At 64.3% G+C, this 15,391-nt stretch carries 12 protein-coding genes, 2 tRNA genes and 1 pseudogene; 7 read left to right on the forward strand and 8 right to left on the reverse strand.

The window, feature by feature from the left end; translation table 11 throughout:
• Positions 1–11: 11 nt before the first annotated feature.
• The 6 genes from mutL to FJQ89_RS14310 all read left to right on the forward strand — a co-directional run bounded on the left by mutL (position 12) and on the right by FJQ89_RS14310 (position 4,971).
• Positions 12–1,919, forward strand: a complete 1,908-nt coding sequence (gene mutL, locus FJQ89_RS14285) for a DNA mismatch repair endonuclease MutL (protein WP_141170662.1) — start codon at positions 12–14, stop codon at positions 1,917–1,919.
• 99 nt (positions 1,920–2,018) lie between these two features.
• The gene (gene miaA, locus FJQ89_RS14290; RefSeq protein WP_141170663.1) at positions 2,019–2,966 is read left to right on the forward strand and encodes a tRNA (adenosine(37)-N6)-dimethylallyltransferase MiaA; all 948 of its coding nucleotides are present in this window, start codon (positions 2,019–2,021) and stop codon (positions 2,964–2,966) included.
• Between the two features lie 91 nt (positions 2,967–3,057).
• A tRNA-Met gene (locus tag FJQ89_RS14295) sits at positions 3,058–3,134 on the forward strand.
• A 60-nt stretch (positions 3,135–3,194) separates the two neighbouring features.
• Positions 3,195–3,271: transfer RNA gene (locus FJQ89_RS14300), tRNA-Met, on the forward strand.
• Between the two features lie 165 nt (positions 3,272–3,436).
• Positions 3,437–3,982, forward strand: coding sequence for a sigma-70 family RNA polymerase sigma factor (locus FJQ89_RS14305; protein WP_243136058.1), 546 nt, complete (start codon positions 3,437–3,439; stop codon positions 3,980–3,982).
• A complete protein-coding gene (locus FJQ89_RS14310) occupies positions 3,979–4,971 on the forward strand; it encodes a FecR family protein (RefSeq protein WP_141170664.1) in 993 nt (330 codons plus the stop codon). Before FJQ89_RS14305 ends, FJQ89_RS14310 begins: the two co-directional genes overlap by 4 nt.
• A 3-nt stretch (positions 4,972–4,974) precedes the next feature.
• On the opposite strand, the pseudogene FJQ89_RS14315 reads toward FJQ89_RS14310, so the two are convergent.
• A pseudogene (locus FJQ89_RS14315) lies at positions 4,975–5,490 on the reverse strand (IS1595 family transposase); the annotation flags it as partial.
• A 149-nt stretch (positions 5,491–5,639) separates the two neighbouring features.
• Between FJQ89_RS14315 and FJQ89_RS14320 the strand changes: the two are divergent.
• Positions 5,640–8,114, forward strand: coding sequence for a TonB-dependent siderophore receptor (locus FJQ89_RS14320; protein ID WP_141170665.1), 2,475 nt, complete (start codon positions 5,640–5,642; stop codon positions 8,112–8,114).
• Between the two features lie 133 nt (positions 8,115–8,247).
• Here the strand turns inward: FJQ89_RS14320 and FJQ89_RS14325 are convergent, their stop codons facing one another.
• The 7 genes from FJQ89_RS14325 to FJQ89_RS14355 all read right to left on the reverse strand — a co-directional run bounded on the left by FJQ89_RS14325 (position 8,248) and on the right by FJQ89_RS14355 (position 15,240).
• Positions 8,248–9,534 carry an MFS transporter gene (locus tag FJQ89_RS14325; RefSeq protein WP_141170666.1) on the reverse strand — a complete coding sequence of 429 codons (1,287 nt, stop codon included), beginning with the start codon at positions 9,532–9,534 and terminating at the stop codon, positions 8,248–8,250.
• A gap of 555 nt (positions 9,535–10,089) precedes the next feature.
• Entirely contained in the window at positions 10,090–10,410 is a 321-nt protein-coding gene (locus tag FJQ89_RS14330) for a thioredoxin family protein (protein ID WP_168208575.1), read from the reverse strand.
• 21 nt (positions 10,411–10,431) lie between these two features.
• Positions 10,432–11,127: a fumarylacetoacetate hydrolase family protein gene (locus FJQ89_RS14335; protein WP_141170668.1), complete on the reverse strand. Its 696-nt coding sequence runs from the start codon at positions 11,125–11,127 to the stop codon at positions 10,432–10,434.
• Positions 11,128–11,203: 76 nt separating this feature from the next.
• Positions 11,204–12,499: an MFS family transporter gene (locus FJQ89_RS14340; protein WP_141170669.1), complete on the reverse strand. Its 1,296-nt coding sequence runs from the start codon at positions 12,497–12,499 to the stop codon at positions 11,204–11,206.
• 153 nt (positions 12,500–12,652) lie between these two features.
• Positions 12,653–13,855 carry a 3-oxoadipyl-CoA thiolase gene (pcaF, locus tag FJQ89_RS14345; protein ID WP_141170670.1) on the reverse strand — a complete coding sequence of 401 codons (1,203 nt, stop codon included), beginning with the start codon at positions 13,853–13,855 and terminating at the stop codon, positions 12,653–12,655.
• A gap of 34 nt (positions 13,856–13,889) precedes the next feature.
• Complete coding sequence (locus FJQ89_RS14350) at positions 13,890–14,507, reverse strand: 3-oxoacid CoA-transferase subunit B (RefSeq protein WP_205704648.1); 618 nt, start codon at positions 14,505–14,507, stop codon at positions 13,890–13,892.
• Between the two features lie 34 nt (positions 14,508–14,541).
• Positions 14,542–15,240 (reverse strand): 3-oxoacid CoA-transferase subunit A, encoded by a 699-nt coding sequence (locus FJQ89_RS14355; protein ID WP_034746807.1) that lies wholly within the window; start codon positions 15,238–15,240, stop codon positions 14,542–14,544.
• Positions 15,241–15,391: the final 151 nt, after the last annotated feature.

Here is a 15,391-nt window from a genome sequence, read left to right on the forward strand (position 1 = left end):
ATAATTACCGCATGAACGCTCCCATCACGCCCCACCGCCCGATCCAGGCCCTGCCTGACCAGTTGATTTCGCAAATCGCCGCTGGCGAGGTGGTCGAGCGGCCATCGGCCGTGGTCAAGGAGTTGCTGGAAAACGCGCTCGACTCGGGCGCCACGCAGATCACCGTGCGCCTGGAAGAGGGGGGCGTGAAACGCATTGCGATTACCGACAACGGGCGCGGCATCGATAAAGAGCAGTTGCCGCTGGCCCTGGCGCGCCACGCCACCTCGAAGATCGCCTCCCTGCACGACCTGGAAAACGTGGGCACCCTGGGCTTTCGCGGCGAGGCGCTGGCCTCGATCGCCTCGGTGGCCGCCGTCACCGTGACCTCGCGCACGGCGGACGCCGCCCATGCGTGGGAAATCGTCGGCTCGCATAATGGCAGCGTTTCGCCGTCGTCGGGCGCGCACGGCACCACGGTCGACGTGCAAGACCTGTATTTCAACACGCCCGCGCGGCGCAAATTCCTCAAATCGGAGCAGACGGAATACGGTCACTGCGCCGAAGTCGTGCGCCGCATCGCCCTGGCGCGCCCCGACGTGTCGTTCTCGCTGTCACACAACGGGCGCACCATCGACCAGTGGAATATCAGCGAACTGGCCAAGCGCAGCGCCCACATCCTGGGCAATGACTTCGCCGAAGCGCGCCTGGCGCTGGACGAGTCGGCCGGCACGCTGCGCATCCACGGCTTTGCCGGCTTGCCGACGGCATCGAAGGCGCGCGCCGATGGCCAGTTCTTTTATGTCAACGGGCGCTTCGTGCGCGACAAGCTGCTGGTGCATGCCGTGCGCATGGCCTACCAGGACGTGCTGCATGGCGACCGCTTCCCATCGTACGTGCTGGCACTCGACCTCGACCCGGCGCTGGTCGACGTCAACGTGCACCCGTCGAAGATCGAAGTGCGCTTCCGCGACAGCCGCTCCGTGCACCAGTTCGTCTTCCATGCGGTGCAGCGCGCGCTGGCACAAACGTCGGCCACGGCGTTTGGCAGCGTGCCGGCGCCCCTGCCGGCCGCCTCCAGCCTTGGTGTCAACGACGGCACCCAGGGCGCGGGCGGTCCAGGCATCTGGCGCCGCGAGCAGACGCAGACATCGTTCGGCGCGCAATTCACGAATACCTTTGCACCGGCCTCGCCCGGCGCGGCCCGCCCCTTCTTTGCCGAGGCGCCAGGCGTGGGGCAAGACACGGCGGCCTACGGCGCCCTGTTCGGCGGCGCCGCCGCCAGTTCGCCGGTCACGCAGGTCGAGCCCTACATCGCCTCGCCCGAAGCGATGGCGCGCGAAGAATATCCGCTGGGCTTTGCCCTGGCCCAGCTGCACGGCATTTATATATTGGCGCAAAACACCAAGGGCCTGGTGCTGGTCGACATGCACGCCGCGCACGAGCGCATCCTGTACGAGCAGCTGAAAAACGCGCTGCAGGCGCAAGTGTCGGGCCAGGACATGCAGGTGCAATCCTTGCTGATACCCGTGACGTTCTACGCGGACGCCATCGAAGTGTCGACGGCGAATGAAAACCAGGACACCTTGAAAGCGCTGGGCTTCGACATCGCAGCCCTGTCGCCCACGACGCTGGCCGTGCGCTCCGTGCCGACCCTGCTCAAAAACGCCGACGCGCAAACCCTGGCGCGCGACGTGCTGCGCGACGTGCGCGAATATGGCGGCTCGCGCGTGCTGATCGAGCGCCAGAACGAATTGCTGGGCACCCTGGCCTGCCACACGGCCGTGCGCGCCAACCGCATTCTGTCGGTGCAGGAAATGAACGCCCTCTTGCGCCAGATGGAGAGCACGGAGCGCGCCGACCAGTGCAACCATGGCCGGCCCACGTGGGTGCAGGTCGAAATCAACGCGCTCGATAAACTGTTCCTGCGCGGCCAGTAGATCGGATTAGCGCAAGCGTAATCCGACACTGCAGCGGCGGCATCACGTCGGCTTACGCTTGCGCTAAGCCGACCTACGCACCACCTTACACGAGTCAACATGCACAATACCCCACACCTCCCCCTGGCCGTCGCCATCATGGGCCCCACGGCCAGCGGCAAGACGGCCAGTGCGCTGGCCATCGCGCAAGCCATCCCGTCCGAGATCATTTCCGTCGATTCCGCCCTCGTTTACCGGGGCATGGATATTGGCACGGCCAAGCCGTCGCAAGAAGAACTGGCCCAGGTACCGCATCATCTGATCGACATCATCGACCCGCTCGATGCGTATTCCGTGGCGCAGTTCCGCAACGATACGCTGCGCCTGGTGAGCGAAATCTGCGCGCGCGGCAAGCTGCCACTGCTGGTCGGCGGCACCATGCTGTACTTCAAGGGACTCGCCGATGGCCTCGACGACTTGCCCGGCGCCGATCCTGCCTTGCGCGCCCAATTGGAGGAAGATGCAGCCGCCATCGGCTGGCCCGCCATGCATGCGCGTCTGGCGCAGCAAGACCCCATCACGGCCGCGCGCCTGGCGCCGCAGGACGCGCAGCGCATCGGCCGCGCGCTGGAAATCATCGCGCTGTCCGGCCAGCCCATGTCGGCCCTGCTGGCCCGGCGCGAAAAAACCGTGCTGCCATTTCAATTGCAATCGTTCGCGCTGGAACCGTCGGACCGCGCCGTGCTGCATGCGCGCATCGCCGCGCGCTTCGACCTCATGCTGAAAGACGACGCCCTGCTCGATGAAGTGGAAGGGTTGCGCCGGCGCGGCGACCTGCATCCGGGCCTGCCCTCGATGCGCTGCGTGGGCTACCGCCAGGCGTGGGAGTATCTCGATGGCCGCATCGACCGCGCCACCTTGCGCGAGACGGGCATCATCGCCACGCGCCAGCTGGCCAAACGGCAGCTGACCTGGCTGCGCGCCATGCCGGAACGCAGCGTCATCGATTGCCTGGGCGCTGATCCGGCCTCATCCATGCTGGCGCAGATCCAGCCGTTAATGAAATAATCATGAACGCTGTCGCACACAAAAAATCCACAGATTTTTCATGGCCGGCATTGACAAGGAAATGGGAAGACTGGATAATGCTCGGCTGTTGGGTGATATAGCTCAGTTGGTTAGAGCACAGCATTCATAATGCTGGGGTCGGTGGTTCAAGTCCACCTATCACCACCAAAGAACATCGATCAGGTTTTTTACTGATCAAAACCAGCATCCGGTCTGACCGGTCTGTTTGGTGATATAGCTCAGTTGGTTAGAGCACAGCATTCATAATGCTGGGGTCGGTGGTTCAAGTCCACCTATCACCACCAAGAATTTGCAGTCTGAAAAACCCGCCCCTGCCCCGTGCAGCGGCGGGTTTTTTCATTTCCGGCACCGCCGCGCATGCGGCCTGCGTGCAACACCTGCCCGATCCACAAGCATTGGGGATTGTGGCAAGCCGCCACTGGCGCTTACAATGAGAATAATTCTCATTCATGCCATTGACTAAGCTTATGCCCATCGCCCAGCCCAGCCTGCAACAGCAAGTGCAGTCACTCTACAGCGAGCATCACGGCTGGCTGCTCGGCTGGCTGCGCAAAAAACTCAGCTGCCCGCATGGCGCGGCCGATGTGGCGCAAGATACGTTTGTGCGCATCATCGCCTCGCGCGACGCGCTGTTCGGCATGCGCGAACCGCGCGCCTACTTGTCCACCACGGCAAAGCGCTTGCTGCTCGACCGCGCGCGCCGGCAAATACTCGAGCGTAGCTACCTGGCGGAACTGGCCCTGCTGGCCGACAGCCTGCCCGGCGCGCCATCGCCGGACGAGATCCTGATGGCCGTGCAGGCGCTCGGGCAGATCGCCACGGCGCTGGACGGATTGTCCAGCAAGGCACGCGAAGCCTTTCTGCTGCACTACCTGGAAGAGCAATCGCAGGCCACCGTGGCGGCGCAACTGAACGTCTCCACGCGCATGGTGCAAAAATACCTGGTGCAAGCCTTGCTGGCCTGCCGCCACGCCTGCCCGGCCATGGCGGCATGAATAGCACGCGCCCCGATGTGGCAGCCGAACAGGCCGCCCGCTGGATCGTGCGCCTGAGCGCCGACGACCCGGCCGAGCGCGACACCGCACAGGCCGGCTTCGCCGCGTGGAAGGCGGCCGACCCGCTGCACGCGAGCGCGGCCGCCGGCATGGAAAACCTGCTGCGCCAATTGAGCGCCGTGCGCGAGCCGGCTGGCGGCGACCATCGACCGGCGCGCGCCGCCCTGGCCGCCATCGCGCCAAAGCGTCCCCGCCAGCGTCTGCGCCAGCTGGCCGCCGCCAGCGCCGTGGCCGTGCTGCTGCTGACCGGTGCGCTGCTCATCGGCGAGCGCCCCGCCTACCTGCTGGCCGACCTGCGCAGCCCCACCGGGCAATGGTCCACGCATACCCTGGCCGATGGCAGCCGCCTCACCCTGGCCGGCGGCAGCGCCGTCAACGTGCGTTTCAATGCGGGCGAGCGGCATGTGGAGCTGGTGCGCGGCGACATCCTTGTCGACGTGGCCAAGGATGCGCAGCGCCCCTTCATCGTCGACAGCAAGCAGGCGGCGATCCGCGCGCTGGGTACGCGTTTTAGCGTGCGCAGCGAAGACGGTGCCACCATCCTGAGCATGCTGGAATCCAAGGTGCTGGCGCAGGTGCCGCACCATCCGGCCGTCGTGGTGCAGGCGGGCCAGCGCACGCGCATCACGGACAATGGCGTCGGACCGCTAACAACCATCGATGCGACCAGCGTGCGGGATGCCTGGCGCGCGCGCCAGCTGGTGGTCGACGACTTGCCGCTGGCCGAAGTGCTCGATGAGCTGGCGCGTCACCGCCCCGGCCAGCTGTTTTATGACCGCGCGCAGCTCGCGGGCATCCGCGTGGCCGCAGTGCTGCCGCTGGACGACACGGACAAGGCGCTGCAGCTACTCATCGACAATTTCCCGCAGTTGCGCATGCGCATGCTGACGCGCTACCTGGTGATGGTCGACGCTCCGGCCAAAAAATAAAGGCTATGTCACCGTCAGATGTGGAAATGCTCCCAGCGTTGCTTTCAATAACGTTTCTGGTGAACGGATGCGCCCGGCGTCGAGTATCCAGCGCCATCCCAGGTAGTTCGGCAGGTAACGCGTCGCCACGCCGTGAAAGGGCCGTAGCCAGTCCCGCAGGCGGCGATGATACGCATTGACGTTCTGCACATGGGCCGCGCCCCGCACGCGGATGCCGGCGCGCAAGTTGACGGCCTGATGGCTGATACCCGCCTCCCTGGCGAAGGCCCGGTAGGCGGCATGGCCATCGGTCACCAGCAAAACATCCTTGTCGATGACGGGCAACAAACAATGGTGTAACTGCGCCTTCGTCAGCGCCCCTTTGCCCGTGACAAAATCGAGGGTTTGTCCCGTGCGGTCGCGCGCCACCAGGATACAGACCTGTTCATTGGAAATGCCGCGTTGGGGGGCATGGCCGCCCCGGCGGCGGGCTGGACGCGTCATTCGCCTGGCTCCCTTTTCCGATTCCAGCAGATATGTCAGACAGCACTGTCAAAGGAAGATTCCGGCATTTACCCTACTTACCGATGACAGAGCCAAAAATAATGCGCATTATTTCGCGTGCGTGGTTCCACTTTGCGCATCTCGTGCGTCAAGGCAGCTGAGATCAATCAAAAAAGGCTGTCACCATGTCCGCTCGAATCGTTAACGTTTCCTCACCGCGCGCGCTGCGCACGCGGCTGCATCCATTCGCCCTGGCTGCCCTGCTGCTGGCCGGCGCCGGCCTGCACACCCAGGTGCTGGCCCAGGCCGCGCCGGCGGTCGCCAGCTACGCCATCCCCGCCGGTCCACTGGCCGGCGCCCTGAACCGCTATGCGCAGCAGGCAGGCGTGTCCATCGTTATCGACTCGGCCAAGGTGCAGGGGCTGCACACGGCCGGCCTGCAGGGCCGCCACGCCATCGAGGACGGCTTTGCCGTGCTGCTGCGCGGCAGCGGCTACGCCATCGGCAAGACGGCGACCGGCTATGTACTGGTGGCCGCGCCGGCGTCGGCCCCCACGGCGGCGGCCAGCGCCGCCTCGGCGGCCGAGCGCACCATGCCCTCGATTACCATCGTCGGCCAGGCCGAGCAAGGCGCCACCACGGAAGGCAGCGGCTCCTACACGGCGCGAAAAATCACCCTCGGCAAGGGCGAGCAAGCGATGAAGGAGATGCCGCAATCGGTCAGCGTGCTGACGCGCCAGCGCCTGGACGACCAGGGCATCACGGACTTGCGCGAGGCCGTCAACAACGTCACCGGCGTGGTGGGCGTGCATGGCGTGGGCCCGGGCGTGGTCATCACGGCGCGCGGCTTCCAGATCGACCAGTGGCAGTACGACGGCGTGCCGATCGACCGCAATACCTATGCGCTGGGTAACTGGGGCCAGGAAAACATGGTCATCTACGACCGCCTGGAAGTGCTGCGCGGCGCTTCCAGCCTGCTCGAAGGTACAGGCAGCCCTGGCGGCTCCGTCAACCTGGTGCGCAAGCGTCCGCTGGCCACGCGCCAGGTCGCGTTCACGGCCCGCGCCGGCTCGTGGGACCATTACGGCGCCCAGCTTGACGTCAGCACGCCGCTGAATGCGGACGGCAGCCTGCGCGGACGCGCCATCGTCGATGAAGACGACAGCCACTCCTTCATCGACCAGGTCTGGAGCAGGAACCGCACCGTGTATGCGGCGCTCGACTACGACCTCGGTCCCGCTACCACCCTGGGCCTGGCTGTGAGCAACGTCAACGGGCGTGGCCGCCCGATGTTCGTCGGCCTGGCGCGCTACGCCGACGGCAGCGAACTGGGACTGCCTCGTTCGACCTATACGGGCGCCGACTGGAACCGCAGCAAGGTGGAACAGACCACTGTCAACCTGGACCTGGAGCACCACTTCAACAGCCAGTGGACCTTCAAGACGGCCGCGCTGGGCGTCAATGAAAGCACCAATTCGACCCACCAGCGCATGGCCGGCACCATCAAGGCCGATGGCAGCGGTTCCATGTACGGCGACTTCTCCACCGATTTCAAGAACCAGAAGCGCGGCATCGACGCCTTTGTGCGCGGCAAATTCGATGGCCTGGGCATCGCGCAGGAAGTCGTCGTGGGCGCCAGCTATGTGAAGTTCCATTCCGACGACCGCTATGCGCGCGCCTGGACACAAGGCGCGCAGATCTTCAATATCGATCATCACCGCCCATGGCAGGATTTCGACACCATCGCCGCGCGCGGCGTGAGCTCCAGCAGCACCTACGACATGCGCCAGAAAGGCCTGTACGGCACCTGGAACGGCCAGCTGACAAGCCATCTGAAAGCCCTGCTGGGCGGGCGTTTCAGCTGGTATGACTTCGTGTATGCCCCAATGGGTGGCACAGCGGACACCACCAGCGTCACGGCCAAGTTCACGCCATCGGCAGCCCTGATGTATGCGCTGACGCCGCAATGGTCCACCTACGCCAGCTATGCGGGCGTGTTCCAGCCGCAGACGAACCGCAACGCGGCGGGCCAGATCCTCAAGCCGATCACGGGCGACAGCTACGAAGCGGGCGTCAAGGGCGAACTGCTGGACGGTAAAGTCAATACCTCGCTGGCCATCTTCCGCTACGAGCACAAGGACCGCGCCGTCAACGATTACGCGGCCGGTTTCGCCTGCGACGGCTGGTACTGCTCGCGCGCCTCGGGCAAGGTGCGCAGCCAGGGCCTGGAAGCGGAAGTGGCCGGCGAGGTGGCGCGCGGCCTGCAGCTGTCGGCCGGCTATGCCTATACGACGACGACCTATCTCGACGATCCCGACAACAAAGGCGAGGTCTTCTCGACCTGGACGCCAAAGCACATGCTGCGCCTGTGGTCCGGCTATACCCTGCCAGGTGAGTGGAACAAGTTCAGCGTCGGCGCCGGCGTGAACATGCAAAGCCATACGCTGGACTTCGGCCGCTCGTTCGACGTGGCCGGCTTCTCGCTGTGGAACGCGCGCCTGGCCTGGCAAGCCACGCCGCAGCTGTCGCTGGCCGTCAACGTCAACAACCTGTTCGACAAGCGCTATGTGATCCCGTCCTATAACGACACGGGCGGCAATAACCACTTTGGCGACCCGCGCAACGTGCAACTCACCCTGAAGTACACGCCGAAGTGGTAAACGGATCAGGAGGCTGAGGGCCGGGATTAGCGGCCAGGATGATGGCGCTGCGGAGGCGCCATAAAAAAACCCCGGAAGCTGGATGCCAGCTTCCGGGGTTTTTTACATAGGGGGATTCAGCTAGCGCGGGCGTTTATTCCCACGCTTCCTTGCCTGCCCTCGGCTTGCCCACCATCAGCAGCGCGCCCAGGGTCAGCACGGCGGCCAGCGACAGGTAATAGCCCACATATTGCAAGCCATGGTTGGTGGCCAGCCAGGTGGCGATGTACGGCGCCAGCGAGGCGCCCAAAATGCCCGCCAGGTTGAACGTCAGCGAGGCGCCCGTGTAGCGCACTTCGGGCGGGAACAGCTCGGACAGCATGGTGCCCAGCGGTCCGTAGGTCATGCCCATCAGGCCCAGGCCGACAGCCATGAAGAGCGTCACTTCCCAGGTCACGCCCGAGCCGAACATGGGTGCCAGCACCAGGCCGAAGATGGCGATGGCGACGGAAACCCAGATCATGGTGGCGCGGCGGCCGCGGCGGTCGGCCAGCACGGCCGAAAACGGAATCGTCAAGGCAAAGAACAGCACGGCAAACAGCTGCACGACAAGGAATTCCTTGCGCGTGAAGCCCAGCTTGGTCGTACCCCAGCTCAAGGCAAACACCGTCATCAGGTAGAACAGCACGAAGGTGGCCAGGGCAATGATGGTACCCAGGAACAGCATGCGGCCATGCTGGCGGAACACGGTGGCGACCGGCAGTTTGACGACTTCGTTCTTCTCGATGACTTTCTGGAAGTCCGGTGTTTCCGTGATCTTCAGACGCACATACAGGCCGACGATGACCAGCAGCGCGCTGGCCAGGAAGGGGATGCGCCAGCCATAGCTGAAGAATTGCTCATCGGTCAGGGTTTCGCTGAGCAGCAGGAAGATGCCGCCCGACAGGAAGAAGCCGATCGGCGCGCCCAGTTGCGGGAACATGCCGTACCAGGCGCGTTTGCCCGGTGGCGCGTTTTCCGTGGCCAGCAGCACCGCGCCGCCCCATTCTCCGCCCAGGCCCAGGCCCTGGCCGAAACGGCACAGCGCCAGCAGCAACGGCGCCAGGGTGCCGATGGCGGCATACGTCGGCAGCAAGCCGATGATGACGGTTGAAATACCCATGGTCAGCAAGGCCGCCACGAGAGTGGCCTTGCGGCCGATGCGGTCGCCGAAGTGGCCGAACACGGCCGAGCCGATGGGGCGCGCGAAGAAGGCGATGGCGAACGTGGCCAGCGACTGCAGCACGGCGGCCGACGGGTCGCCGGCTGGGAAGAACAGTTTCGGGAACACCAGCACGGCAGCGGTGGCGTAGATATAAAAGTCAAAGAACTCGATGGTGGTGCCGATCAGGCTGGCGAACAGCACCGTGCCGGGGGAATTTTTCTTGGGGGGGGTGCTCATTTACTGCGCTCCTTGGGGAGGGTGTCTAAAGGCCATTCTCTGGATGTTTTTTCAGGCAGCAGCACAGCACGTTGTCTCCGTGTCGTTCGCATATCATAGCCGTGCACGCACGCATTTGCCGCGCATTTGCTATTAAATTTGCAAACAAAAACAACGGTTTTTGTTGCCGTAGCGAACTACCGGCAACGCGCGCTATCGCGCCGTGATCAGTGCTGATTCAGAGAAACAACGGTCGTGCGCCATCCGGTTACCCGGGGCACGGCAGGAAAAGCGTCAGGGGATGGGCGACGTGTATCAGGCCCGGCGTATCGCCAGGCATTCCGTACCAGACCCGCGCGTCGGCATCGCGGCATCGGTCATTTGTGATGAATCCTTGCCTGCGGCCCCTCCGGGTGGAGCGGGCCGGCGATGATCGCGCTGCATCACGAAAGATGCGGTTGATCTTGCTGTAAGCGGCTTATCATACGCGCAGTGGTGCAGTGCGGCAAGAAGTTGTGTTAGAGCATGCAGTGCGGTGGTGTCGGCTTACGCTGCGCTAAGCCGACCTACGCCGACCTATGCATCAATCAATGCAAAACTCCGCTCAATTTCACTGCTGTCGAGCGGACGCACGAGGCGCGCCACTTCCTGGCCATCTTTCAAAAAGATCAGGGTCGGCCACAGTTTCACCCGGAATGAACGCCCCAGCGCGCGGCCAGGGCCGTCTTCGACGCGGATATGCGGCACCCCGGGGTGCTGCGCAAACGCGGCGGCCAGCGGCGCCTGGGTGGCACGGCAGTGGCCGCACCAGCCCGTGCCAAATTCCAGCAGGGCCGGCCCCGCCAGGGCGTCGATCTCGGCGCGCCTGGGTTGCGCTACAGAATACGTGTCGTTCATCATGCCGCTCTCCTTGATGGCTTAGACCACTTTCATGCGCAAGGTGCCCAGGCCATCGATGGCCCCCACCAGCTCGTCGCCGCGCTGCACGGCTGCCACGCCGGCCGGCGTGCCCGTGTAGATCAGGTCGCCTGGCTGCAGGGTGAAATAGGTCGACAGGTCGGCGATGGTCTCGGCCACGTTCCAGATCAGCATGTCGACGCTGCTGCTTTGACGCAGTTCACCGTTCACGTGCAGGGTGATGGCGGCATGCTGGACGTCGCCCGCCAGCGCGGCCGGGGTGATGGGGCCGATGGGGGCCGAGTGCTCGAAGGCCTTGCCCGTCTCCCACGGACGGCCCTGCTTTTTCGCCGCACCCTGCACGTCGCGGCGCGTCATGTCCAGGCCGATCGCATAACCCCACACATGGCTCAGCGCATCGGCCACGCCGATGTCGCTGCCGCCCTTGCCGATGGCCACCACCAGTTCCATCTCGTGCTGGAAATCCTGCGTTTGCGCCGGATAAGGCAACTCGCCCGTCGTGCCGGCTGGCACGGGCAGCACGGCGTCGTGTGGTTTCATGAAGAAAAACGGCGCCTCGCGGCCCGTGTGTCCCATTTCCTTGGCGTGGTCGACATAGTTGCGGCCCACGCAATAGATACGGTGGACCGGGAAAGTATCAACGCTGCCGGTGACGGGAACGCTGGGCTGGATGGCGGCGGGAATGACATACGACATGAAGACTCCTGATCGGCACGATAAAAGGCGGTGATGAAAAAGGGGACACCGCAGTGTCCCCCATTTTACGACAACGTTACTTCAGCAGTCCCGAGCGGCTCGGGTCCGGCATGCGGATGGCGACGATGAAGGAAATCAGGCACATGACGGTCACGTACCAGTAGAAGTAGTCTTCCACATGCCAGGCCTTGAACTGCAGCGCCACGTATTCGGCCGAACCGCCGAACAGGGCGTTGGCGACCGCGTACGACAGGCCCACGCCCAGCGCGCGCACTTCGACGGGGAACATTTCCGCCTTGATCAAGCCGCTGATCGACGTGTAGAAGCTGATGATCGCCAGCGCGATGATGATCAGGCCAAACGCCGCGTACGGGCTGCTGATGTCTTTCAAGGCATGCATGATCGGCAGCACGCAGAGCGTGGCCAGGCCACCGAAGAACAGCATCGAGGTGCGGCGGCCGATACGGTCGGACAGGGCGCCGAACACCGGTTGCAAAATCATGTAGACGAGCAAGGCGCAGGTCATGACGGCGCTGGCCGTCTTGGTATCCATGCCGGCCGTGTTGACCAGGTATTTCTGCATGTAAGTGGTAAACGTGTAGAACACCAGCGAGCCGCCGGCCGTAAAGCCCAGCACGGTAATGAAGGCGCGCTTGTGCTTGAGCAAGCCGCGCAGGCTGCCCGCATCCTTGTCCTTGCGCTCGCTGGCGGTGGTTGTTTCCGTCAGGGATTTACGCAGGTTCAGCGACACCAGGGCCGCCAGGGCGCCAAACACAAACGGGATGCGCCAGCCCCAGGCACGCAATTCTTCCAGGCTCAAGAGTTGCTGCAAGACCACCAACACCAGCAGCGCCAGCAACTGGCCGCCGATCAGGGTCACGTACTGGAACGAGGCGAAGAAGCCGCGCTTGCCCGATTCCGACACTTCGCTCATGTAGGTGGCGCTGGTGCCGTATTCGCCGCCCACGGACAGGCCCTGGAACAGGCGCGCCACCAGCAGCAGGAACGGCGCGAAGGCGCCGATGGTTTCATACGTGGGCAGCACGGCGATCATCAAGGAACCGCCGCACATCATCAGCACGGAAATCATCATCGACTGGCGGCGGCCGTATTTGTCGGCGATGCGGCCGAACAGCCAGCCGCCCACGGGACGCATGAGGAAGCCGGCGGCAAAGATGCCGGCCGTCTGCAGCAGTTGCGTGGTCGGGTTACCGGAAGGGAAGAAGGCGTGCGAGAAGTACAGCGCGCAGAACGAGTAAATGTAGAAGTCGAACCATTCGACCAGGTTACCGGAGGAAGCGCCAATGATGGCCTTGATGCGCTGCTGGGAAGTCAGCTGCGCAACGTCATGCGGAGTATCGTGGGATGTCATATCAGTCTTCTTGTTCGTGTAAAAAAGCCAGCGCCAGCCAGGTTGCCCGGGCTGGTTTTGCATCATACGCCCTTGCTCCGGGTCAAAAAGCCGCCCGGCATACGCGTTAATACGTAGCGCCGGCCACTTTTTTCGCCTATGGGCGCGCAGTATCTAGACGCGTTCCAGCACCAGCGCGATGCCCTGCCCCACGCCGATGCACATGGTACAGAGCGCATAGCGCCCGCCCGTGCGGTGCAGCTGGTTGACGGCCGTCATGGCCAGACGCGCGCCCGAGGCGCCCAGCGGATGGCCGAGGGCGATGGCGCCGCCGTTCGGGTTGACGCGGACATCATCATCCTGCAAGCCCAGCTGGCGCAGCACGGCCAGGCCTTGTGCGGCAAACGCTTCGTTCAGTTCGATGACGTCGAAGTCGGCCAGGCTCAAACCCGTCATGGCCAGCACTTTCAGGGTGGCGGGCGCGGGGCCGATGCCCATGATGCGCGGCGCCACGCCGGCCGTCGCCATGGCCACGACGCGGGCGCGCGGCGTCAGGCCAAAGCGGACCGCGTTCGCCTCGTCGGCCAACAGCAGCGCCGCCGCGCCATCGTTGACGCCGGACGCGTTGCCGGCCGTGATCGTGCCATCGGCGCGCACGACGGGTTTCAACTTGGCCAGGGTGTCCAGCGTGGTGGCGCGCGGATGCTCGTCGCGGGAGACGACGATGGGCTCGCCCTTCTTTTGTGCGATGCTGACGGGGCAAATTTCGCTGTCGAACACGCCCGCCTGCTGCGCCGCCAGGGCCTTGACCTGGCTGGCCAGCGCGAACGCATCCTGGTCCGCGCGGCTGATGCCAAAATCGCTGGCCACGTTTTCCGCCGTTTCCGGCATCGAATCGACGCCATACTGCGCCTTCATCAAGGGGTTGATGAAGCGCCAGCCGATGGTCGTGTCTTCCATTTTCATGCCGCGCGCAAAGGCGCTGTCCGCCTTGCCCATGACAAACGGTGCGCGGCTCATGCTTTCCACGCCGCCGGCGATCAGCAAGCCCGCCTCGCCGCTCTTGATGAAACGCGCGGCGCTGCCGATGGCGTCCAGGCCCGAGCCGCACAAACGGTTCAGGGTGGCGCCCGGCACGCTGTCGGGCAAGCCGGCCAGCAGGGCCGCCATGCGCGCCACGTTGCGGTTGTCCTCGCCCGCCTGGTTGGCACAGCCGTACAGCACGTCTGTAACAAAAGTCCAGTCCACGTTCGGATTGCGCGCCATCAAGGCACGGATGGGCACGGCGCCCAGGTCGTCAGCGCGCACGCCGGACAGGCTGCCGCCGTAGCGGCCGAATGGCGTGCGCTGGGCGTCGCAAATGTATGCGTGGGTCATGTTCTTTCCTCCAAGAAAGTGGTTTGATGTTGGATTAGCGGGCATCCGTCAGCGGCACGGCCGTCAACGCTTGCAGTTGCGCAAAACTCAAGCCATCGGCCAGCTCGACGACGGTGGCGCCGTTTGGTCCCAGGTCGAGCACGGCCAGGTCGCTGTAGATGCGGCTGACGCAGGCGATGCCCGTAAGCGGATAGCTGCAGGCCAGCACCAGCTTGCTTTCACCGGTCTTGGTCAGCAATTCCATCATGACCCAGGTCTTTTTCGCGCCGATGGCCAGGTCCATGGCCCCGCCCACGGCGGGAATGGCATCCGGCGCGCCCGTGTGCCAGTTGGCCAGGTCGCCCGTGGCAGAGACTTGAAACGCACCCAGCACGCAGATGTCCAGGTGGCCGCCGCGCATCATGGCGAAGCTGTCGGCATGGTGGAAATAGCTGCCGCCCGCCAGCAGCGTGACGGGCTGCTTGCCGGCATTGATCAGGTCGTAGTCTTCCTCGCCCGGCGCCGGCGCGGGGCCCATGCCGATCACGCCGTTTTCGCTGTGCAGGATGATCTCCGCGCCGGCCGGCAAGTGATTCGCCACCAGGGTCGGCAAGCCGATGCCCAGGTTCACGACACTGCCTTCATGGATGTCGGCCGCCACCCTGGCCGCCATTTGATCTCGATTCCATTTATTCACTTGATACTCCTCAGGCAGCTTTAAAGCCGGCGGGGCCGGTGGCCGTGCGCGGCACTTGCACGATGCGCTGCACGAACAGGCCCGGCGTGATGACGTGTTCGGGGTCGATGCTGCCCAAGTCAAGCACCTCGTGCACGGAAGCAATGCTGACCTTCGCGGCCATGGCCATGATGGGGCCGAAGTTGCGCGCCGTCTTGCGGTAAGTCAGGTTGCCCCAGCGGTCGCCCTGCTCCGCCTTGATCAGGGCGAAATCGGCGTGGATGGGCGACTCGAACACATACATGCGGCCATCGATCTCGCGCGTTTCCTTGCCCTTGGCCAGGTCCGTGCCATAGCCGGTGGGCGTGAAAAAGCCGCCGATGCCGGCGCCGGCGGCGCGGATGCGCTCGGCCAGGTTGCCCTGCGGCACCAATTCGAGCTCCAGCTTGCCGGCGCGGTACAGCGCGTCGAAGACGTGGGAATCGGCCTGGCGCGGAAACGAGCAGATGATCTTGCGCACTTGCCCATTTTTCAGCAGGGCGGCCAGGCCCGTATCGCCATTACCCGCATTGTTGTTGACGATGACGAGGTCGCGCGCGCCCTGGGCGATCAAGCCGTCGATCAGCTCGGCCGGCTGGCCCGCGCCGCCGAAGCCGCCAATCATGACGGTGGCGCCATCGTGGATATCGGCCAGCGCATCAAGCACGCTGGAACGCAGTTTGTCGATCATTGCCTGTCTCCTCCAAATCAAACCCACAGTTCATTTGTTCGTATTGCGAACATATATTCGCATTTAGAACTTATTCATGAGAATATGCCTGTTCGGCGCGCTTGTCAATTTGCCGTTTTCGCCAGTGCCATGGCTATAATTGCCACCTTGA

It is taken from the genome of Janthinobacterium tructae (assembly GCF_006517255.1).
Taxonomy (GTDB): domain Bacteria; phylum Pseudomonadota; class Gammaproteobacteria; order Burkholderiales; family Burkholderiaceae_D; genus Janthinobacterium; species Janthinobacterium tructae.